Origin of the sequence: Bifidobacterium sp. CP2, from assembly GCF_018555635.1 — a bacterium.
GTDB classification, from domain to species: Bacteria; Actinomycetota; Actinomycetes; order Actinomycetales; family Bifidobacteriaceae; genus Bifidobacterium; species Bifidobacterium saguinibicoloris.
Genome location: NZ_JAFEJX010000014.1, coordinates 39,747 through 59,870 on the forward strand (window position 1 = coordinate 39,747; position 20,124 = coordinate 59,870).

Genomic DNA, 20,124 nt, shown 5'->3' on the forward strand with positions numbered 1-20,124 from the left:
CATATGTGACGCCGCTCACGGCGTCATCGACGCATCACGACTCACTTTTCGTTCTGACCGTGGCACATCTTGTACTTGCGGCCGGAACCGCACGGGCACGGCGCGTTGCGGCCGGTGCCGGGGAAGGTGCGGCCGTCGGCCCACGGCGTTTTGAGCTCCTCGCTCTTCGGACGCTTGTTGGCGGGCACCTTGCCTTCGGCATGGCTGATCGGGGCCGGGCCGGTGATGGCGGACGTGGTCTCGCCAGCCTCGGAGGCCTTGGCGGATTCGGCGATGGCGGCCGCCTGCTCGGCGTCCTCCGGCTCCTCCTCGGCCTTCTCCTCTTCGACCTCGCCTTCCGCGGCCTCGTCCTCGCTCTCGCCGTCCTCGTCGGGACCGGCGGCCTCGGCGTCCTCATCGGCCTTGTCCGTCTCGTCGGCGGAGGCGGCGGTGATGCCGAGCTCGGTCTCGGTGGACTCCACGGCGGCGTCCTCGTCGGACTCGGTGGAGACGTCCTCGCTCTGGGCGACCTGCTTGATGTCGATGTGGAACAGCAGCTGGACGGTCTCCTCCTTAATCGCCTCGATCATGGAGTTGTACATCTGGTAGCCTTCGCGCTGGTATTCGACCAGAGGATCACGCTGACCCATGCCGCGCAGGCCGATGCCGTCCTTGAGGTAGTCCATCTCGTACAGGTGCTCGCGCCACTTGCGGTCGAGCACGGCGAGCACGACGCGGCGTTCGAGCTGACGCAGCCCCTCGGAACCGAGCGTGTCCTCGAATTCGGCGTACTTGGCCTTGGCGTCGGCGACGATCACGTCGCGCACGGCCTCGACGGCCTTCTCGCCCTTCTTGCCTTCGGCGGCCTCCTTGGCCTCCTCGACGGTCACGTCCGTGGGGATGACGGTGTTGAGCGCCTTGAACAGCCCGTCCCAATCCCAGTCCTTCGGCTTGTCGGAACCGTTGTTGGCGCCCTTGACGTAGCTTTCCACGGTGTCGGCGATGAAACGCTCGATGTCCTCGTGGATGTCCTCGCCCTTGAGCACCGCCTGACGCTCCGAGTAGATGACGGTGCGCTGCTTGTTCATCACGTCATCGTACTTGAGCACGTTCTTGCGGATCTCGAAGTTCTGCGACTCGCGCGCCTTCTGCGCGGTGCGCACGCCCTTGGAGACGCTCTTGGAGTGGATCGGCTCGCCTTCCGGCAGACCCTTCGCCATGACGCGGGCGACGAGCTGCGTGTTGAACAGACGCATGAGGTCGTCCTCGAGGGACAGGTAGAAGCGGGATTCGCCAGGATCGCCCTGACGGCCGGAACGGCCGCGCAGCTGGTTGTCGATGCGGCGGGACTCGTGGCGCTCGGTGCCGAGCACGTACAGGCCGCCGAGCTTGGTGACCTCCTCATGCTCGTCCTTGACCTGGGCCTTGACCTCGTTGAGGGTGCCCGGCCAGCGCTTCTCGTACTCCTCCGGCGTATCCTCCGGCGAGTAGCCCTCGGACTTGAGCTTGGCGTCGGCGAGGAACTCGACGTTGCCGCCGAGCATGATGTCGGTGCCTCGACCGGCCATGTTGGTGGCGACGGTGACGGCTCCCTTGCGGCCGGCGACCGCGACGACCGCGGCCTCCTTCTCGTGCTGCTTGGCGTTGAGCACCTGATGCGGGATCTTGGCCACGTCGAGCAGGGTGGAGACGACCTCGGAGCTTTCCACGGAGGCGGTGCCGAGCAGCACCGGCTGCCCCTTGGCGTGACGGGCGGCCACGTCCTTGACAATGGCGGCGAGCTTCTCCTTCTTGGTGCGGAAGATGAAGTCGTCCTGGTCCTTGCGGATCATCGGCTTGTTCGTCGGGATGGGGAGCACGCCGAGCTTGTAGGTGCTCATGAACTCGGCGGCCTCGGTCTCGGCGGTACCGGTCATGCCGGCGAGCTTGTCGTACATGCGGAAGTAGTTCTGCAGGGTGATGGTGGCGAAGGTCTGGTTCTCGGCCTTGACCTCCACGCCCTCCTTGGCCTCGATGGCCTGGTGCAGGCCCTCGTTGTAGCGGCGTCCGGGCAGGATGCGGCCGGTGTGCTCGTCGACGATGAGCACCTCGCCGTGGGTGACGACGTAGTCGCGGTCGCGCAGGAACAGCTCCTTGGCCTTGATGGCGTTGTTGAGGTAGCCGATGAGCGCGGTGTTGCTCGGCTCGTACAGGTTGTCGATGCCCAGGTAGTCCTCGACCTTGGTGATGCCCGGGTCCTTGATGCCGATGACCTTCTTCTTCTCGTCGACCTCATAGTCCTCGTCGCGGGTGAGCTTGAGGACGAGCTTGGCGAAGGTGCGGTACCAGCGGGTCACGTCGCCTTCGGCGGGACCGGAGATGATCAACGGGGTGCGGGCCTCGTCGATGAGGATGGAGTCGACCTCGTCGACGATGGCGTAGTGGTGTCCGCGCTGCACCAGCTCGCTCTTCTCCCACGCCATGTTGTCGCGCAGGTAGTCGAAGCCGAACTCGTTGTTGGTGCCGTAGGTGATGTCGGCGTTATACTGCTTGCGGCGCTCCGGCGGCTTCTGCTCGGTGATGATGCAGCCGACGTTCATGCCGAGGAAGCGGTAGATGCGGCCCATGAGCTCGCTCTGGTAGCTCGCCAGGTAGTCGTTGACGGTGACGACGTGCACGCCCTTGCCCTCGAGCGCGTTGAGGTAGCTCGGGAGGGTGGCGACGAGGGTCTTGCCTTCGCCGGTCTTCATCTCGGCGATGTTGCCCCAGTGCAGGGCGGCGCCGCCCATGAGCTGCACGTCGAAGTGGCGCTGGCCGAGGGTGCGCTTGGAGACCTCGCGCACGGTGGCGAACGCCTCGGGCATGATGTCATCAAGGCTCTTGCCGTTGTCCAGCTGCTGCTTGAACTTCGGGGTCTGCGCCTTGAGCTCCTCGTCGGAGAGCGCCGAGATCTCGTCCTCGAGCGCGTTCACGGCCTTCGCGACGTTCTCGAGTTTCTTGATCTGACGGCCTTCGCCCATGCGCAGGGCCTTGTCAACGATATCTACCACTGTTCGCTCCTGTGTCGTACGTAAATGTTCCGGCCGGATTCTCCGCATGCGGTGCGGCGGATCCGTCGAAACACACTGCCGATTATCTTACGCGACATCGGCGACGCTGCCCCGTATTTCTCAGAATTTCTCTTCCGCTCCGATCGTTTTCGCCCCGACGGGGCACGGCTCCCCTCACCGCCTCTCGCCACCCCTCACGGAACGCGATCGGGCCCGCGCCTATGAAGGCGCGGGCCCGATCCATGCCCATCCGGCCATCACGTCCGCATGTCCCGGACGCGGCCGGTCACGTCACTTGGAGGCGACGTTCTCCGGGGTGTCGATCTCGAACACGCCGTAGCTCCAGCCGTGACGGTGGTAGACGACGGACGGACGTCCGGTCTCCTTGTTGACGAACAGGAAGAAGTCGTGTCCGATGAGCTCCATCTCGTACAGGGCCTCGTCGATGCTCATCGGCTCGGCGATGTGCAGCTTGCGGCGGATGACGATCGGCGTGTCACCGACCTGCACCTCGACGGACTCGCCGGGGCCGAGATCGGAGGCGACTGCAGCGGCCGGGGAGTTGTTCGGCTCCTCGACGGGCGCCTCCTCGACGGGCTCGGGCTCGACCACGCCCATGTCCACGGGGACGGGGTTGGTGTAGCCGCGGCGGTGGTCCTTGCGACGGTCGCGGGTGCGGCGCAGACGCAGGGTCAGCTTGTCCATCGCCAGATCGAGCGCGCTGTACTCGTCGGCGCTCGACGCCTCGGCACGCACCACGGTGCGGCCGGCGATGATGGTGATCTCCACGCGCTTGGCGGTATCGGCCTGGCGCGGGTTACCCTCGTGCGTGAGCACCACCTGGGCGCGCTGCGCATCCGGGGCGATGGCGGTCACACGATTCATCTTGCTCTCAACGACATCACGGAACCTTTGCTTGACCTGCGTGTGGCGTCCGGTAACGACGATTTCCATGTGGACCTCCCTTGAACTCAAGCGGTGTTGCCCGCTATTTGCGTGCCGGTCGGCTTCTTCACCGTCCGGGTATGTTTCATTGTAGACGAACAATGGCTGAACAGCGGGTAACTCGCCCAGAGAAAACCGTTTCTTTCCGGATCATGTCCCGAAACATGCCGGTGCGTACGCTGATGGTTTGGGAAGAGAAAAGGTGAGACCCCTTATACCCCGGGTTCTGTCGCGACACGCACGCGTGTCGCGGATGGCCATCCATCTCGACCTGACGTCGCCGCCAGGCTCTAGCAGCCTACCCGATGGCACGGGCGAGCAGCCCTTGCCGCCATCTGCTTGGCCTTGCTCCCGATGAGGCTTGCCATGCGGCCCGCTGTTGCCAGGGGCCCGGTGGTCTCTTACACCGCCGTTTCACCCTTACCCGTCGTGGACGGGCGGTCTGTTCTCTGTTGCGCTATCTCTCAGGTCGCCCTGGGCGGACGTTATCCGCCATCGTGCTCTGTGGAGCCCGGAAGTTCCTCAGCCACTCCCAATGAAGATCGTGGCCGCGGCCATCAAGAGGTCTCAAGCGGATTATTATACATGCGCTCCGGAGAAGCGGCGCGTCAGTCCGGACGTCAGTCCAGCAGCTCGGCGGCGACCCGGCGCAGCGTCTCCGGGTCATGGCCCTTGCGCCCGCCGGCGGACCAGAAACGACGGCGGCGCACGTCCCGGTCGAGACCGGCGGTCCTGCGCGCCGTCCTGCGGCCGAGCTCCCACGCCGCCTCCTCGAACAGCCCCCGCTCCTCGGCCTCCTGGGCGACGGCGGCGGCCACCGGACGATCCACGCCCTTGCGGGCGAGCTCGGCGAGGACGCCGCGTCGGCCCATCATGCGGCCCATACAGGCACGGACCACCGATTCGGCGTATTCCCTGTCGTCCAGCAGACGCAGTTCGGCGAGCCGGTCGAGGACCTGCTCCACCGTTCCGTCCGCATATCCTTTGCCGGCGAGCCGGTCACGCAGCGCGCCACGGGACCTCGGAGCGGCGTCCAGCAGACGCAGCGCCGCCTCACGGCAGGCGTCGACGTCGTCGGCGTCCTCCGGCGGCACCGTCGCACGGCCGCGTCTTGCGGGTGTGCCGCCGTTTCCGGAATCGTCCGCCGATCCGGCCGCGCCGAAGCGCGCGATGCCTGGCCCGGCGGTGCCGGGGCGGGCATCGGCCTCCCCCGCGGGTTCTATGGGCCGCCCCTCGTCCTCATGGAACCGCGTGGCATCCGGCCGGCGCCGCTTTCGTACGGACGGCTCCTCCCCCGCGACGGCGACCGGATGGGCGCGCAGGAACGCTTCGGCGCTGATCACGTCAGGCCTTGGCTCCGCTCTTGGCGTCGGCCTTCGCGGCCGCCTTGGACGGCTTGGCGGTGTTGGCCTGCGTGGCCGAGACGTCCTCGGTGTTCGCATCGGCCTCGGCGGCGGCCTTGGTGTCCTCGTCCTCGGCGAATTGGTCGGTGGGGTCGATGAGTCCGAACGCCGCCTTGACCTTGTTCTCGATCTCCTCGGTGATGGCGGGGTTGTCCTTGAGGAACTGGCGGACCTTCTCGCGCCCTTGGCCGAGCTGGTCGCCCTCGTAAGTGAACCAGGAGCCGGACTTCTTGACGACGCCCACCTGGATGGCCATGTCGATGGCCGAGCCCTCGCGGGAGATGCCCTCGCCGTAGAGCATGTCGAATTCGGCGGACTTGAACGGCGGCGCCATCTTGTTCTTGACGACCTTGACGCGCGTGCGGTTGCCGACGGCCTCGTCGCCGTTCTTGATGGTCTGGATGCGGCGGATGTCGAGGCGCACGGACGAGTAGAACTTGAGCGCCTTGCCGCCCGTGGTGGTCTCGGGGCTGCCGAAGAACACACCGATCTTCTCGCGCAGCTGGTTGATGAAGATGGCGGTGGTGCCGGCCTGGGAGAGCGCGCCGGTCATCTTGCGCAGCGCCTGGCTCATGAGCCTGGCCTGGAGGCCCACGTGGCTGTCGCCCATGTCGCCCTCGATCTCGGCTTTGGGGACGAGCGCCGCCACCGAATCGACGACGATCACGTCGAGCGCGCCGGAACGGATGAGCATGTCGGCGATCTCCAACGCCTGCTCGCCGTTGTCCGGCTGGGAGACGATGAGCGAATCGGTGTCCACGCCGAGCTTGCGCGCGTAGACCGGGTCGAGCGCGTGCTCGGCGTCGATGAACGCGGCCACGCCGCCGGCACGCTGGGCGTTGGCCACCACGTGCAGCGCGAGCGTGGTCTTGCCGGACGACTCCGGACCATAGATCTCGACGATGCGGCCCTTCGGCAGGCCTCCGATGCCGAGCGCGAGGTCCAATGCGAGCGACCCGGTGGGGATGACCTCGACGTTCTGCTCGGGCCGGTCGCCCAGACGCATGGCCGAACCCTTGCCGAAGTCCTTCTCGACCTGCGCCAGCGCGGCGTCGAGCGCGGCCTTGCGGCGCGGGTCGATCTGGCGGCCGCCGGACGCGGCGGCTCCTTCGCCGGCCTTGGCGGCCGCGGCGTTTGTCTTCTGTGCCATGGTGTGCTCCTTCACGTTGGCTGTACGTACGTCGTGGACCACGGTACGGAATCCGCCCCCATGGAGGCAAGGGAAACCGGCCGTTGTGGTCGGAGCCCCCACGTGCGGGCGCGCCGAACCACCCGGAATCCCGCTTGGGAGAAGGGATGGGCCATGATGCCGACGACGTTCGGCCGTTGTTCGCTGCCGATCTTCGCTGTGGACAACTATAGCCACAGATGCGAACAAATGTTCGAAATCACTGTGGACGGCGCGTCATGCCGCCGGCATCGGCGGCGCATTGTGCCCCTCGCCCCAGCGACGCGCGTCGGGCACGTCCATCTGGTCGCACAGCACGTTCCATACGACGCGCGGCTGCTCGCCTTCGGCCAGGGCCTCGACGGCGTTCCTCCCGGCCAACCGGACCAGCCGCTGGTCGCGGCAGAGCGCCCGGCCGTAGCCGCGGCCGAACACCTCGTCGACCAGCTGCCAGAATTCGCGTTCCCTCACGTTCGTCTTTCCTTGGAAATCGTCTCAGGCCCGGTGCGCCCGGAACGTCACTCGCCCACCATGTCGAGACGGTCGGCCACCATGCGCAGCAGCTGCGCGGTGCTCACGCCAAGCGCCTCGGCGATGGAGCTGAGCAGTTCGGAGCTGGCCTCCTTCTGGCCGCGCTCCACTTCGGAGAGGTAGCCGAGCGACACCCCGGCCTTCTCGCTGACCTCACGCAGCGTCTTGTGGTCGCGGGTGCGCAGGTCGCGCAGGACACGACCGATGGCCTCGCGCAGCGTCAGTTCGCCGACGTCCCTCGGCTCGGGTTCGGCGGCCGCGGCGCGGGGCGCACGCTCCTCGCCATCGGCCTCGTCCCACATGCGCCGGCGGGCCTCGTCGGCCTCGTCCTTGGCCTTCCTGGCGGCACGGGCGCGCAGGACCTGCTGCTGGGCGAACATGACGGCGCGACGTTGGGCCGGGGTCAGTTCGCGCATGCGCGCGCCGCTCGGCCGCGCCGTCGGCGCGCCGGCCGCGATCGTCGTGGTCTGTCCGGTGCGAGTCATCGTTTCCATGGTCCCCATCCCTTTCATGCGGAATACACGTATGCCTTCTGTCTTGTTCAACACCGGCACGTGGCGGTTTTATTCCTGGGAAAGTCCTGTGAGTTGGCTCACGTTCCGCAGGACATGGAGCACGGTCGCCTCGCGGACCTGCTCACGGTCGCCTTCGAGCCGCAGCTCGATGGCGACCGTCCGCCGTCCGTCCGGAGTGCATCCGTCGAGCCGCACGACGTCGTTCCCCATGACGCCGTCCGATGGCTCCGGCATGTCCGAAGGCATCGCCGCGGTGGGCAGGCTGACGCCGACGTAGACGAGTCCGGCGGGCTTGTCCCCGTCCGGACCGGGGCCCGCCACGCCTGTGGTGGCGAGCCCGATCACCGTGTCGCCGTATTCCGGCTGCGCGTAGAGCCGCGCGGTGCCGATGGCCATCTGGCGGGCGACCTCGGGGTGCACAGCGCCCTCACGTTCGAGCAGATCGCCGTCGACGCCGAGGATGGACGCCTTGGCGCGGATGTCATAGGTGACGGCGGAGCCGAGCAGGACGTGCGACGCGCCCGGGATGCGCACGAAGGCGTCGGCGAGCAGTCCGCCGGTCAGGGACTCGGCGCACGCGATCTTCAACCCCTTGCGTTCGCAAGCGCGCAGCAGCAGCGCGGCGAACGCGTCACGCAGGGAGGCGTCCCCGTCAGCGGTCGGCGGCATCGCCATCGACGGCCTTCCTGGATCCGATGAACGTGTTGTACAGGTACACGCCACCGGAGTACAGGCACAGGACGAGCGCCACGTAGAGCAGCACGTAGGTGAGGTAGTAGTAGGCGGTCAACCAGACGGGCATGGCCTGACGCTCGTCGAAGACCCACATGGGCAGCAGGAGCATGGCGAGGCCCATGCACTGGAACAGGGTCTTGAGCTTGCCGGGCCAGGCGGCGGCGATCACCTTGCCGCCGGGGCGTTCCATGACGAAGAAGCGCATGACGGTGATGCCGATCTCGCGGATGAGGAAGAGGGCCGTGGCCCACCAGGGGAATTCGGCGAACACGGAGGCCACAATGAGCGCGCCGCAGGTGAGCAGCTTGTCCGCGATGGGGTCCATGAGCTTGCCGAGCTCGGTGACCTGATTGTACTTGCGGGCCATCCACCCGTCGAGCTTATCGGTGGAGGCCGCGATGATGAAGATGATGGCCGCGGCCCAGCGCAGCGGCTGCGTCGTCTCGTCGCCGCCCCACGGACCGGCGGCGATGTACAGTCCGAGGAACACCACGACGAGCACGATGCGCGAGTAGGTGACGAGGTTCGGCGGGGCGTTCCATCCGTCCCACAGCGACGGTTTCTTGGTTTCTACGATCTGTTCGTCAGTCATGGTTCCTCAGGGTACCCTTACTGGTCTACCTCAGGGTGAACGCACGGTGAACGCGGGCTGGGAGGCCCCTGCCGTTTCCCGGCCCGTCCTCTGGGAGACGTGCCGCGCGCGGACGCCTCTCACGCCTGTGCGGTGGGCGACTTCTCGAGCGTCCCGGTCTCCCCCTTGATGAAGGCGAGCACCTGCGGGAGGTCCTGGGGCTGGACGAGCACCTGCCGCGCCTTCGACCCCTCGGAGGGGCCGACCACGCCGCGCGATTCGAGCAGGTCCATGAGGCGTCCGGCCTTGGCGAAGCCGACCCTGAGCTTGCGCTGCAGCATGGACGTGGAGCCGAACTGGGTGGTGACGACGAGCTCGGCCGCCTGGAGCAGCACGTCCATGTCGTCGCCGATCTCCTCGTCGACCTCGACGTCCTTTTTCTCCGCCTCCTTGGCCATCTGCTCGATGTCCTCGCGGTACTTGGGCTTGCGCTGGGTGCGCACGAACTCGACGGCCTTGCGGATCTCCGATTCCGACACCCAGGAGCCCTGGACTCGCCGCGGCTTGGCCTCGCCCATGGGCAGGAACAGGGCGTCGCCCTGGCCGATGAGCGTCTCGGCGCCGGTGGTGTCGAGGATGACCCTGGAATCGGTAGCGGAGGAGGTGGCGAACGCGAGACGCGAGGGGATGTTCGCCTTGATGAGGCCGGTGACCACGTCCACGGACGGACGCTGCGTGGCGAGCACGAGGTGCACGCCGGCCGCGCGGGCCAGCTGCGTGATGCGCTGGATGGAGCTTTCGACGTCGTTCTTGGCGACCATCATGAGGTCGGCCATCTCGTCGACGACGACGAGGATGTACGGATAGGGCGCGACCTTGCGGTTCGAGCCGGCCGGCGCATGCACCTTGCCGGCGCGCACGGCCTCGTTGAAGTCCTTGACGTGGCGGAATCCGAAGTATTCGAGGTCGGAGTAGCGCGAATCCATCTCCTTGACCACCCATTCGAGGGCCTGCGCGGCCTTCTTCGGATCGGTGATGATCGGCGTGAGCAGGTGCGGGATGCCCGCGTACGCGGACAGCTCGACGCGCTTGGGGTCGACCATGATGAGACGCACCTGCTCGGGCGTGGCGCGCATGATGATCGACGTGAGCATCGAGTTGATGAAGCTGGACTTGCCCGAGCCGGTGGCGCCGGCGACCAGCAGGTGCGGCATCTTGGTGAGGTCCGCGGTGACGAACCGCCCCTCCACGTCCTTGCCGATGCCGGTGAGCATGGGGTTCGGGTCGGCGAGCGCCCCCTGGGAGCGCAGCACGTCGCCCAGGTGCACGATCTCGCGGTCCTCGTTGGGGATCTCGATGCCGATGGCGGACTTGCCGGGGATCGGCGAGAGGATGCGCACGTCGGAGCTGGCCACCGCGTAGGCGATGTTGCGTTGGAGGTTGGTGACCTTCTCCACCTTGACGCCGGTGCCGAGCTCGACCTCGTACTGGGTGACGGAGGGGCCGCGCAGGAAGCCGACGACCTTCGCGTCGACCTTGAACTGCTGGAAGGTGGAGGTCAGGGCGCGGATGACGCGGTCGTTGGCGGGGGTGCGCGCGGCGTGCGGCTGTCCCTTGACGAGCAGGTTCAGGTCGGGCAGACGGTACGGCGGCTCGACGTCCGCGGGAACGGCGTCGGAGGAGGAGGCGTCCGTCGTTCCGGCCGCCGGGACAATCTCGCCGGAGGTGGGGTCGACGAGCTCCTCGTCGGCGCCGTACGCCCCGGTCCCCGCGCCCAGGGCGCGCGTCGCCGAGTTCGCGGCCGCGCCCGCGACGTTCGCGATCCCCGTCGCGGCGCCGGCCGCGATGGGCGCCCACGGATCGGGCGTCATCGCGCGCGTGGCCGCCGCGCCCATGTTCGCCGCGGCACTGGCCGCGTCGGAGACGGCGCGCATGCCCTGCGACGCCGCGTCGGCGAATCCGGACGACGTCGTGGGGACGGCGCGCTGCGGCACGATGGCCGGCAGGGCCGCGTCGGAGGAGGAGGTGAGGGCGGTCTCGGCGCTTTCGCCGTGATGCCGCGCCGCCATGCGGAACGGGTCGTCGCCGTCGTACCGGTCGAGCGTGCCGTCGCCGTCATCGGCGCGACGGCGACCGAACAGGCGCTCGAACAGGCTCGGCCGACGGCGCGGCGCGTCGGCGGACGTACCGTCGTCGCCGTTCTCGTGCGTGGGAACGCCGTCGGCGAACACGAGCGTGTCGTCGCCGTCGAGACGGACCTCGCCGGGCGCGACGTCGGCGTCCCCGCCGTCGGGCTCCTCCCCCCTGACGCGGGCCACGGCGCCACGCGCCAGGTCGGGCAGGTCGGTGACATGGACGCCGGCGACGAGCATCAACGCGAACAGTCCCACCACCACGAACACGATGACGGCGAACGTCTTGGACAGGCCCCAGGCGAGGGGCGTGCCGATGAGGAAGCCGAGCAGGCCGCCGGCGTCCTGGAGCGCGCCCCAGTCGAAACCGGGGACGTCGGAGGCGACCACCACGTCGATGATCGAGCAGACGACCCACAGGAGCATCCCCCACCCGGTGACCACACGCGGATTGTTCGAGCGCCGTCCGGCGTGACGCATGAGACGCACGGCCAGCACGACGAGCAGGATAGGCAGCACCACGCTCATCACGCCGAGCACGCCGGAGGCGATGGCGTGGAGAAGACGACCGAGCGGACCGGATACGCGCACCCACTCGGACGCGCAGAACAGCACGGCGAACACGATGAGCACGAAGCACAGGCCGTCCCGGCGGTACGCGGGATCGTACTCCCCCGTGCCGCCGGCGGACCTGACGGCGGAGCCGAGGGCGCGCGGTACGGCGAGCAGCGCCCTGCGCCACCACGGCTCCCCGAACGTCCCCGCGGACGTGTCGTCGATCGGATCCATACGGCGGGTGCCGCCGTCCCTCGCCGACGAACCGCCGGTGCCTCTGCTGCTTCGTGTCTTAGCCATAACGTCTCCAATCTAGCGAACCGCGCGTACCGTGGGCCTCGGTTTTCGTGAATACGTTGCGAACCTTGCCACGGACACGGACTGACATGGACGGACATGGGCCGCGGGGCGTGGGGCGTGCGCGGGGCACCGCCGATGGGCTACCATGGTGGAGTATGACACCAGCGGAACGTGCGAGCGCAGTCGCATTCGCCCTGAAGAACTGCGCGTTGGAGGCGATGGAGCCGGGCCCCGCGACGATGCGGGCCGCGGCCGGGTACGAGGATGGCCGCATCGACGTCGGCGCGCTCATCGACGCGGCCGACGCGGAGGACGCCGCGGCGACGGAACGGCGTCTGGCGGACGGATCCCTGGACGACCACGCGCGAGGCCGGGCGTCGGCCGTGTTCGCCCGCACCGTGCTGCTCGCCGAACGGCGATGGAACCCCACAGGGAATCTCGACGAACTCGTCGCCATCCACCGGGGCCTGTTCGAGGGCGTGTTCGAAGACGCGGGCCGGCTGCGCACGCGGGACAAGGCGCGCGGCGCCGGCTCCGACGGGATGTCGCGCAATCCGGAGGCGTTCTTCCCCGCCGCGCTCATCGAGACCGGCGCGCTCAACATCGCCACCGAGCTGGCCGAGCAACGCGACCTCCAGGTGCTCGACCGGGACGATTTCATCCGGCGCTTCTCGCACATCTACGACGAACTCGGCTACCTGCACCCGTTCCTGGGCGGCAACGCGATGACCCTGCGCATCTTCGGCTCGCGTCTCGCCCATGACGCCGGCTGGGACCTCGACTGGGGTCCGGTGACGCGCGAGACATACCGGTCCGCGAAGCACACCGCCTACCGTGGCGACACGTCCGGCTTCGAGCGGATGTTCGCGGGCATCGTCCGTCCGGCGAACCCGACGCGCGTGTTCCTCTTCGCCGGGTTCGAGGCCGGTCCGGCGCACTGAACGCGCCGGGGCACCGCGTATGCGTGGGCCGGCGTTCCCGTACGGGAGCGCCGGCCCACTTGCGTATACGGACGGTCGTGCCGTCAGGCGATGTCGCCCAGATGATGCTGCGTGTACTCGTCCGCCTGCGCGTCGATGGCGTCGTAGTCGCCGGCGTCGGCGTGCGCGACGATCGCCATCGCGTTGTCGACGAGCCGGGGGTTCAGCGCCTCCAGCCAGTGGATGCGCGGGTCGCGGCCGAACCATCCCATCTGCTTGCGGGCGAGGCGCTTCGTCTTCTGCGCCACGTCGAACCACGCGTCGTCGTCCTCGTCCCACATGCCGTCCAGCAGGTCGATCATCTGCTGGTAGCCGAGCGCGCGCCCGGCCGTGAAGCCGAGATGCGGGCGCAGGCGCCGGACCTCCTCGAGGAAGCCCTGTTCGCGCATCCGCGCGGTACGGATGTCGATGCGGCGGTCGAGCTCGCGTCGGTCCAGGTCGAGCCCGATCTGGACGGACGGAATCACGTACCGGTACCGGGGCAGGCTCGCCGAGTACGGTCGGCCGGTGATCTCGATGACCTCGAGCGCGCGGACGGTGCGCCGCGGGTTGCGCGGGTCCATGCGCGCGGCCGCCTCCGGATCCCTGGCCTTCAGTTCCTCGAAGAGGGCGAGGGCACCCTCCCGCTTCTCCCGCTCCTCGAGCCGCGCACGCACGTCCGGATCGGTGCCGGGGAAGCTGATGTCGTCGATGGCGGCGCGGGCGTACAGGCCGGAGCCGCCGACGAGGATCGGGCGCACGCCGCGCGCCTGGAGCTCAGCGATGGCCGTACGCGCGAGCTTCTGGAACCTCGCGACGGTCATCGTGTCGTCCGGCTCGATGATGTCGATGAGATGGTGGGGCACGGCCGCCTGCTCCTCGGCGGTGGGCTTGGCGGTACCGATGTCCATGCCGCGGTACATCTGGTAGGCGTCCGCATTGACGATCTCAGCCCGCTCCCCCTGTTCGGCGAGACGCTTGGCGATGGCGATGCCGAGCGAGGTCTTGCCGGAGGCGGTGGGGCCGACGATGGAGACGACGCGAGGTGCGTGGGTGGGCGCGGTCGTGGGCGCGCCCACGGATGCCGGGCCCTGTTCAGTGACGGACATGGTAGGTCTGCCCCTTCCTCGGATCGGGGTCGGCGATGAGGTTGTGCCGGCCCGCGTGCGTGACGGTGACGGTGACGAAGTCGCCGACCTGCGGCGTCGGCTCCCCTTCGGGCACGCCGATGTGGACGAGTACGCCGGTCCTCTCGCGGCCGGTCACGCGGTGCGTGTCGGAATCCTTCTTGCCGTGCATGCCGGTGACCATCACCTCGACGTCGCGGCCCTCGAACGTGGCGAGGTTCTCCTCGGTGATCCGCTCCTGGAGGGCGACGAGACGGTCGAAGCGCTCCTGCACCACGTCGTGCGGCAACTGCTCCATGGCGGCGGCCGGCGTGCCGGGACGCGGCGAGTAGATGAACATGAACGCGCTGGAGAACCGCGCCTCGCGCATCACGTCCAGCGTGGCCTGGAAGTCCTCCTCGGTCTCGCCCGGGAACCCGACGATCACGTCGGTGGAGATCTGCGCATCGGGCATGGCGGCGCGGATGCGGCCCAGGATGTCCAGGAAACGCTTGGAGCGGTAGGAGCGGTGCATGGCCTTGAGGATCCTGTCCGAGCCGGACTGCAGCGGGAAATGCAGCTGGTGCATGACGTTCGGCGTCTCGGCCATGGCGGCGATCACGTCGTCGGTGAACGCCGCGGGGTGCGGGGAGGTGAAGCGCACGCGCTCGAGGCCCTCGATCTCGCCGCAGGCGCGCAGCAGCTTGCTGAACGCGTAGCGGTCGCCGATGCCGTATCCGAACGAGTTCACGTTCTGTCCAAGCAGCGTGACCTCCTTGGCGCCGTCCGCCACGCAGCGGCGGATCTCGTCGAGGATGTCGCCCGGACGGCGGTCCTTCTCCTTGCCGCGCGTGGTGGGCACGATGCAGAACGTGCACGTGTTGTTGCATCCCACGGAGATCGCCACCCAGGAGCTCACGCGCGAGGCGCGGGCGGCGGGCAGCTCGCTGGGCATCTGGTCGAGCCTGTCGGTCACCTCGACCTGGGCCTTGCCGGTGATGCGGTTGCGCCTCAGGAGCTCGGGCAGCGCGTCGATGTTCTTCGTGCCGAACACGGCGGACACCCAGGGGGCCTTGTCGGCGATCTTCCGGCGGTCGAGCTGCGCCATGCATCCGCCCACGGCGATCTGCAGGTTCGGGCGGTGCAGCTTGACGCGGTTGTAGCGGCCCACGGTGCCGTACATCTTCTCCGCGGCGTTCTCGCGCACCGCGCACGTGTTGAGCACGATGAGGTCGAGGTCGCGCGAATCGACCTGCTCCTGGGTGGCGGGCACGTAGCCGGCGGCCTCCAGCACGCCGGCGATGCGCTCGGAGTCATGCACGTTCATCTGGCATCCGAGCGTGTCGATATGGAATACGCCCCTGCCCCGGTCGCCCGCGAGGGCACGTGCCTCGGCGGTCTCGAGATCCTGCGAGGCGCGCTCCGCCTCGGTCATCATGTCTTCATTCACAGCGTTCCATTCTATGGGACGGCGGGGTCACGGCATGTCCGGCACGTGGTATGCGCCGCGGCGGCGCGGATGATGAGGAGATTCCCAGCGTCCGTCCGGCGTCCGCCGCACGGGACGGGTATCATAGGTGCCCGTGATACTTGACCGACATTCCCGATTGAGCAGCGCCGACCTCAAGGCCCGTCTGAAGGGCCTCAACCTGTCGGACAGCATCTTCACCGCCGAACAGATCACCGAATTCGTGGACCTCATGCAGGTCTACGAGGGGGCGATGTACGAGATCTCCACGAAGCTCGAGATCCTCGACAACGAGTTCCAGGTGCGGTTCGCGCACGACCCGATCCACCACATGGAGCGCCGTCTCAAGTCGGTGAACTCCATCATCGGCAAGCTCGAGCGCAAGGGGCTGCCCGTCGCCGTGGAGTCCATCAAGGACAACCTGTTCGACGTGGCCGGCATCCGCGTAATCTGCAACTACCGGGACGACGTGTATTCGGTGTCCAACTACCTGTCGGCGCAGTCCGACATCCAGGTGCTGCGCGTCAAGGACTACATCAAGCGGCCCAAGCAGAACGGATACCGCTCCCTGCACGTCATCTACGCGGTGCCGGTGTTCCTCTCTTCCGGCGCGCACTACACGCCGGTGGAGGTGCAGTTCCGCACCATCGCCATGGACTACTGGGCGAGTCTGGAGCACGCGCTGCGCTACAAGACCGACCTGCCGGACGCGAAGCTCAGCGAGCATTCGCAGACGCTGCTCGATTGCGCGCGCAGTCTGCAGAACATCGAGGTGCAGATGCAGAACATCCACCGCGACATCAACGGAGCGCCGCAGGTCGACCAGACCCCGAAGCCGAGCGAATGAGCCATGCCGGCAGTCTCGCCGGCATCTGGGCGAGCAGCGTGCCCACGAAGATGAGGGCGCAGCCCAGATAGCCGCGCGGGGTCATGACCTCGCCGAGCAGGAGCGCGCCGCCCACGGCGGAGAAGAACGATTCGAGACTCATGATGAGCGAGGCGCGTGTGGGCGGCACCCACCGCTGTCCCAGCGCCTGCATGGTGTAGGCGACGCCCACCGAGCCGACGCCGGCGTAGACGACGGCCACCCAGCCGCGCGCCGCGCCGGCCGGGTCGACGGATCCCTCGATGAGGGAGCCCGCCCAGCTGAGCAGGGCCGCGGTGACGAACTGGACGAACGAGAGCTTCAGTGCGTCGACCATGCCGCCGAGCGTGTCGATGACGAGGATGTGCCCGGCGAACATGAGCGCGGTGAACAGCAGCAGGACGTCGGCCAGCGTCATCGACCCGAACCCGTCGGTGATGCACAGGCAGTAGAAGCCGGCGACCGCCACCAGCACGCTGACCGCCACCATGACGTTGACGTGCCGGTGCAGGAACACGCGGCCCAACAGCGGCACGATGACGATGTACAGGGCGGTGAGGAACCCCGCGCGTCCCGCGGACCGGCCATAGAGGATGCCGTACTGCTGGAGCGTGCTGGCGACGAACAGCACCGTGCCGCAGATCGCGCCGACGATGACGGGCGAGGCGAGCGCGGCGCGCATCGGATGGGCCAGACGGCCCGAGACGAGGGCCGTGAGCGTGAGCCGTTCCGTCGGATCGTCAGCGGCATCGGACGAATCGGAGACGGACGCGCCGGACGCACCGCCGGAGGCGTGCCGCGCATGCGAGACCAGCAGGACGGGGATGAGCGAAAGCGCGCCCAGCGTGAAACGCACCGCGTTGAAGAACAACGGGGTCATGCTGTCCATGCCCTGCACCTGCGAGACGAACGAGAACCCCCAGATCAGCGCAGCGGTCAGCAGGCACAGCATGCCCTTCATGTCGTTCTTCTTCCTCATGTCGATTCAACGTAGCCGACGCATGTTGCGTGGCGGCGCATCCGTCCACATCTCGGGTGGGCGGGCGCGGCGCCACGCATGATACGGAACGGGCCGGCCCCGGCCCATGACGGGCGGGACCGGCCCGATGCCGATGCGCGGTGGCTGCCGGTCAGCCCTTGGTGATCTTCCAGTACAGCGGCGTCTTGTTGAACATGAATTCGACGTCGTGGACGTCCTTGCCGGTGGCGCCGACGGTGTTCACGTTCCACAGCGGGATGGTGGGCAGGTCCTTGAACAGGATCTCCTCGGCGCTGTGGTAGTACGCGTTCGCATCGTCCTCGCTGGTGGAGGCGGCGGCCTTGTCGAGCAGCGTGTCGAACTCGGCGTTGGAGTAGTTGCCTGTGTTCGAGCCGACACCGTTCATCGAGCTGGACGCGTACAGCGTGACGAGGAAATCGCCGGCGGACGGCCAATCGGCGATCCAGTTCGTGTAGAACGCGAAGGTCGGCGTGGCGGAGTCGAGCGTGTCGAAGTACTCGGAGGTGGTGGGGAACGGCTTGCCGGCGGCGTCGATGCCGAGCGTGTTCTTGAGCTGGTTGCACACGGCGTCCACCCACTCCTTGTGACCCTGGTCGGCGTTGTAGGCGAGCTCGAACTTGCCGTCGTACTTGGAGATGGCGTCGGCCTGAGCCCACAGCTCCTTGGCCTTGGCGGCGTCATGGTCGAGCACCTCGTCACCCTTGATGTCCTCGGAATGCCCGGAGACGGTGGGCGCGAGGAAGTCCGTGGCCGGCGTGCGCGTGCCGAAGAAGATCTTGGAGGCGATCTGCTCGCGGTCGATGGCGTACGAGAGCGCGGCGCGGCGCAGACGCCCCTCCTGGTCCATGCCGAAGTGCTTGAGCGCCACCGGGATGGTGAAGCCCTGGAACTGGGCGCCGGCGGAGTTGTAGGAGGTGATGGCCTTGTTGCTCTGGAAGCTCTTGAGCGCGACGGTGGGGATGTCGTCGAGCACGTCGATGTTGCCGGCCTGCAGGTCAGAGTAGGCGGCGTCGTTCTTCGTGTAGATGTGGAAGTCGATGCCCTTGTTCCTCGCCCTGCGGTCGCCCTGGTAGCCGTCGTTCGGGCGGAGCGTGATGCTCTTGCCGTGGTCCCAGCCGGTGAGCTTGTAGGGGCCGTTGCCGACGGGACTCTCGCCGAACTTCTTCATGTCCTTGAACGCGGATTCGGGCACCGGCGCGAAGGCGATGTAGCCGAGCTGCGTGGGGAACGTGGAGTTCGGGGCGGTCATGTCGACGGTGAAGGTGTGGTCGTCGACGACCTTGAGGCCGGACAGCTGCGCGTCCTTGGACACGCCCTTCTTCTGGAGCTCGTCGTAGCCCTTGATGGACGAGAAGCACCAGGCGTTCTTCATGGCGTTCGTGGCGTTGGCCGCGTAGCTCCACGCCTTGGTGAAGCTTTCGGCGGTGACCGGCGTGCCGTCGGTGAACTTCCAGCCGTCCTTGATGGTGATGGTGAAGCTGGTGGAGTCCGCGTTGGGCTCGATGCTCTTGGCGACGGCGTTGCGGGTGGAGCCGTCCGCGTTGTAGTTGACGAGGCCCTCGTAGATCATCTGGGCCACGCGGGTGCTGCCCTTCTCGTCGGAGTCTCCCGGGGTGATGGGCTTCTGGGGTTCGGTGTCGTAGGCCTGGATGATGCCGTCGTCGGTCTTCGCGGCGTTGTTCGCGCCGCAGCCGGCGAGCATCATGCCGGCCGCGCAGATGACCGCGCAGATGGCGATGCTTCGTTTCATGGTTGCTCTTCCTGTCTCCTTGTGTTTTTCGGTGCGGAACCGTCCGGTCGCGTCGTGCAACCGGTTGCTGCCATCATAGGCCGGTTCCGTCTCCAGCATGCGATTTCCCGTATGGGGGGCGGAAGACGGCGCGGGCCCGTCCCGACACCATCGGGACGGGCCCACGCCGTCCATGGTCACTTCATGGTCACTTCGCCTCGGCGGCGATCATGTCCTTGGCGGTCGGACGGAGCTCACGCTCGGCGGCCGCGGGGTCGGAGGCGCGCAGCTTCTTGATGTAGTGCTCGTACCAGATCATCGCGGCGCCGATGAACACGACCACGCCGCCCACGTTGTAGACGAGGGTGAGCCACAGCGGCTGGTCCAGCGGCACGGTGCCGGCGATGAACACGAAGGCGAACACGATGAGCAGGAAGGTGGCGATGCCCAGGCCGAAGGCGCGCGAACCCATGCGGAAGGAGCGCTCCGCCTTGTCGAAGTTCTTGCGCAGCATGAAGTAGGCCAGCAGGATGAGCAGCGGCGGCAGCAGCGCGGTGGCGGCGGTCATGTTGATGACGATCTGCAGCAGGTCGTTGACGTTGCCGGCGCCCAGGGCCGGGATGATGAGCAGCGGCACGACGATGCAGAACTGCAGCCAGGCGGCACGCCACGGGATGCCCTGCTCGTTGAGCTCGACGAGCTTGCCGCCGAAGATGCCCTCGGGGATCTCGGAGAAGAACACCTTGACCGGGGCGGAGGTCCACATCATCAGGGAGCCGAGGGTGGCGGCCAGCAGGATGAGGCCGACGATGCGCGTGGAGACGGCCATCGGGATGCCGATCCAGCCGAACACCTTGCCCATGACCACGAAGATGCCGGTGGCGAGGTCGAGCTCGTCGGAGGTGACGAACACGTTCATGACGAGGGACGCCACGGCGTACAGCAGGCCGATGACCAGGCCGGAGACGACGATCACGCGGACGAAGGCCTTGACGCCGCCCTTGAGGTCGTTGATGAACACGCCGACGGATTCGGCGCCGCCCACACCCTGGATGATCCAGGCGAGTGTGCCGAGGAAGGCCCAGGTGGTGGCGAAGGTGGACAGGTCCGGGGACAGGGTGGTCGGGGTGACCG

16 protein-coding genes and 1 other RNA gene are annotated in these 20,124 nt (G+C 67.6%); 2 read left to right on the forward strand and 15 right to left on the reverse strand.

The features are described from left to right. Nucleotides 1–41: 41 nt before the first annotated feature. From secA to JS531_RS09765, 10 genes are all read right to left on the reverse strand, one after another. The gene (gene secA / locus JS531_RS09720; protein ID WP_214315539.1) at nt 42–3,008 is read right to left on the reverse strand and encodes a preprotein translocase subunit SecA; all 2,967 of its coding nucleotides are present in this window, start codon (nt 3,006–3,008) and stop codon (nt 42–44) included. Between the two features lie 291 nt (nt 3,009–3,299). Then, nucleotides 3,300–3,962 (reverse strand): ribosome-associated translation inhibitor RaiA, encoded by a 663-nt coding sequence (gene raiA, locus JS531_RS09725; RefSeq protein WP_214315541.1) that lies wholly within the window; start codon nt 3,960–3,962, stop codon nt 3,300–3,302. A gap of 190 nt (nt 3,963–4,152) precedes the next feature. After that, nucleotides 4,153–4,523, reverse strand: an RNA gene (gene rnpB, locus JS531_RS09730) — RNase P RNA component class A. Nucleotides 4,524–4,573: 50 nt separating this feature from the next. Continuing rightward, nucleotides 4,574–5,125: a regulatory protein RecX gene (locus tag JS531_RS09735; protein WP_338024113.1), complete on the reverse strand. Its 552-nt coding sequence runs from the start codon at nt 5,123–5,125 to the stop codon at nt 4,574–4,576. 172 nt (nt 5,126–5,297) lie between these two features. Continuing rightward, entirely contained in the window at nt 5,298–6,506 is a 1,209-nt protein-coding gene (gene recA, locus JS531_RS09740; RefSeq protein WP_217625683.1) for a recombinase RecA, read from the reverse strand. Between the two features lie 255 nt (nt 6,507–6,761). Beyond that, nucleotides 6,762–6,995: a DUF3046 domain-containing protein gene (locus tag JS531_RS09745; protein WP_214315543.1), complete on the reverse strand. Its 234-nt coding sequence runs from the start codon at nt 6,993–6,995 to the stop codon at nt 6,762–6,764. A 47-nt stretch (nt 6,996–7,042) separates the two neighbouring features. Continuing rightward, complete coding sequence (locus JS531_RS09750; protein ID WP_214315544.1) at nt 7,043–7,549, reverse strand: helix-turn-helix transcriptional regulator; 507 nt, start codon at nt 7,547–7,549, stop codon at nt 7,043–7,045. 69 nt (nt 7,550–7,618) lie between these two features. Further along, entirely contained in the window at nt 7,619–8,239 is a 621-nt protein-coding gene (locus JS531_RS09755; RefSeq protein ID WP_214315556.1) for a nicotinamide-nucleotide amidohydrolase family protein, read from the reverse strand. Further along, nucleotides 8,223–8,897, reverse strand: a complete 675-nt coding sequence (gene pgsA / locus JS531_RS09760) for a CDP-diacylglycerol--glycerol-3-phosphate 3-phosphatidyltransferase (protein ID WP_214315545.1) — start codon at nt 8,895–8,897, stop codon at nt 8,223–8,225. Before pgsA ends, JS531_RS09755 begins: the two co-directional genes overlap by 17 nt. 119 nt (nt 8,898–9,016) lie before the next feature. Further along, nucleotides 9,017–11,797, reverse strand: coding sequence for a DNA translocase FtsK (locus JS531_RS09765; protein ID WP_240542164.1), 2,781 nt, complete (start codon nt 11,795–11,797; stop codon nt 9,017–9,019). A gap of 221 nt (nt 11,798–12,018) precedes the next feature. Here JS531_RS09765 and JS531_RS09770 point away from each other — a divergent pair, with 221 nt between their 5' ends. After that, the gene (locus JS531_RS09770) at nt 12,019–12,804 is read left to right on the forward strand and encodes a Fic family protein (RefSeq protein WP_214315547.1); all 786 of its coding nucleotides are present in this window, start codon (nt 12,019–12,021) and stop codon (nt 12,802–12,804) included. 83 nt (nt 12,805–12,887) lie between these two features. On the opposite strand, the gene miaA is transcribed toward JS531_RS09770, so the two are convergent. Both miaA and miaB read right to left on the reverse strand, forming a co-directional pair. Beyond that, a complete protein-coding gene (gene miaA, locus JS531_RS09775; RefSeq protein ID WP_214315549.1) occupies nt 12,888–13,931 on the reverse strand; it encodes a tRNA (adenosine(37)-N6)-dimethylallyltransferase MiaA in 1,044 nt (347 codons plus the stop codon). Then, a complete protein-coding gene (miaB, locus tag JS531_RS09780; RefSeq protein WP_214315558.1) occupies nt 13,918–15,366 on the reverse strand; it encodes a tRNA (N6-isopentenyl adenosine(37)-C2)-methylthiotransferase MiaB in 1,449 nt (482 codons plus the stop codon). The genes miaA and miaB overlap by 14 nt, the downstream gene beginning before the upstream one ends. A 145-nt stretch (nt 15,367–15,511) precedes the next feature. On the opposite strand from miaB, the gene JS531_RS09785 reads away from it, so the two are divergent. Beyond that, nucleotides 15,512–16,243, forward strand: coding sequence for a GTP pyrophosphokinase family protein (locus tag JS531_RS09785; RefSeq protein ID WP_214315560.1), 732 nt, complete (start codon nt 15,512–15,514; stop codon nt 16,241–16,243). Here the strand turns inward: JS531_RS09785 and JS531_RS09790 are convergent. From JS531_RS09790 to JS531_RS09800, 3 genes are all read right to left on the reverse strand, one after another. Beyond that, nucleotides 16,197–17,213 (reverse strand): DMT family transporter, encoded by a 1,017-nt coding sequence (locus JS531_RS09790; RefSeq protein ID WP_214315562.1) that lies wholly within the window; start codon nt 17,211–17,213, stop codon nt 16,197–16,199. The two genes, JS531_RS09785 and JS531_RS09790, sit on opposite strands and share 47 nt — an antisense overlap. Before the next feature lie 178 nt (nt 17,214–17,391). Beyond that, on the reverse strand, nt 17,392–19,011 hold the full coding sequence (locus JS531_RS09795) for an ABC transporter substrate-binding protein (protein ID WP_214315550.1): 1,620 nt from the start codon (nt 19,009–19,011) through the stop codon (nt 17,392–17,394). 187 nt (nt 19,012–19,198) lie between these two features. Beyond that, on the reverse strand, nt 19,199–20,124 hold a 926-nt coding region (locus JS531_RS09800), incomplete at its 5' end, for an amino acid permease (protein WP_214315551.1).

Excerpts from the sequence above, each read along its gene's own strand:
- JS531_RS09750 (WP_214315544.1), bottom strand. The coding sequence starts at position 7,549 with ATGGAAACGATGACTCGCACCGGACAGACCACGACGATCGCGGCCGGC.
- raiA (WP_214315541.1), bottom strand. The coding sequence starts at position 3,962 with ATGGAAATCGTCGTTACCGGACGCCACACGCAGGTCAAGCAAAGGTTC.
- JS531_RS09770 (WP_214315547.1), top strand. The coding sequence starts at position 12,019 with ATGACACCAGCGGAACGTGCGAGCGCAGTCGCATTCGCCCTGAAGAAC.
- JS531_RS09755 (WP_214315556.1), bottom strand. The coding sequence starts at position 8,239 with ATGCCGCCGACCGCTGACGGGGACGCCTCCCTGCGTGACGCGTTCGCC.
- pgsA (WP_214315545.1), bottom strand. The coding sequence starts at position 8,897 with ATGACTGACGAACAGATCGTAGAAACCAAGAAACCGTCGCTGTGGGAC.
- recA (WP_217625683.1), bottom strand. The coding sequence starts at position 6,506 with ATGGCACAGAAGACAAACGCCGCGGCCGCCAAGGCCGGCGAAGGAGCC.
- JS531_RS09765 (WP_240542164.1), bottom strand. The coding sequence starts at position 11,797 with ATGGATCCGATCGACGACACGTCCGCGGGGACGTTCGGGGAGCCGTGG.
- JS531_RS09795 (WP_214315550.1), bottom strand. The coding sequence starts at position 19,011 with ATGAAACGAAGCATCGCCATCTGCGCGGTCATCTGCGCGGCCGGCATG.
- JS531_RS09790 (WP_214315562.1), bottom strand. The coding sequence starts at position 17,213 with ATGCTGTGCCTGCTGACCGCTGCGCTGATCTGGGGGTTCTCGTTCGTC.
- miaB (WP_214315558.1), bottom strand. The coding sequence starts at position 15,366 with ATGATGACCGAGGCGGAGCGCGCCTCGCAGGATCTCGAGACCGCCGAG.
- miaA (WP_214315549.1), bottom strand. The coding sequence starts at position 13,931 with ATGTCCGTCACTGAACAGGGCCCGGCATCCGTGGGCGCGCCCACGACC.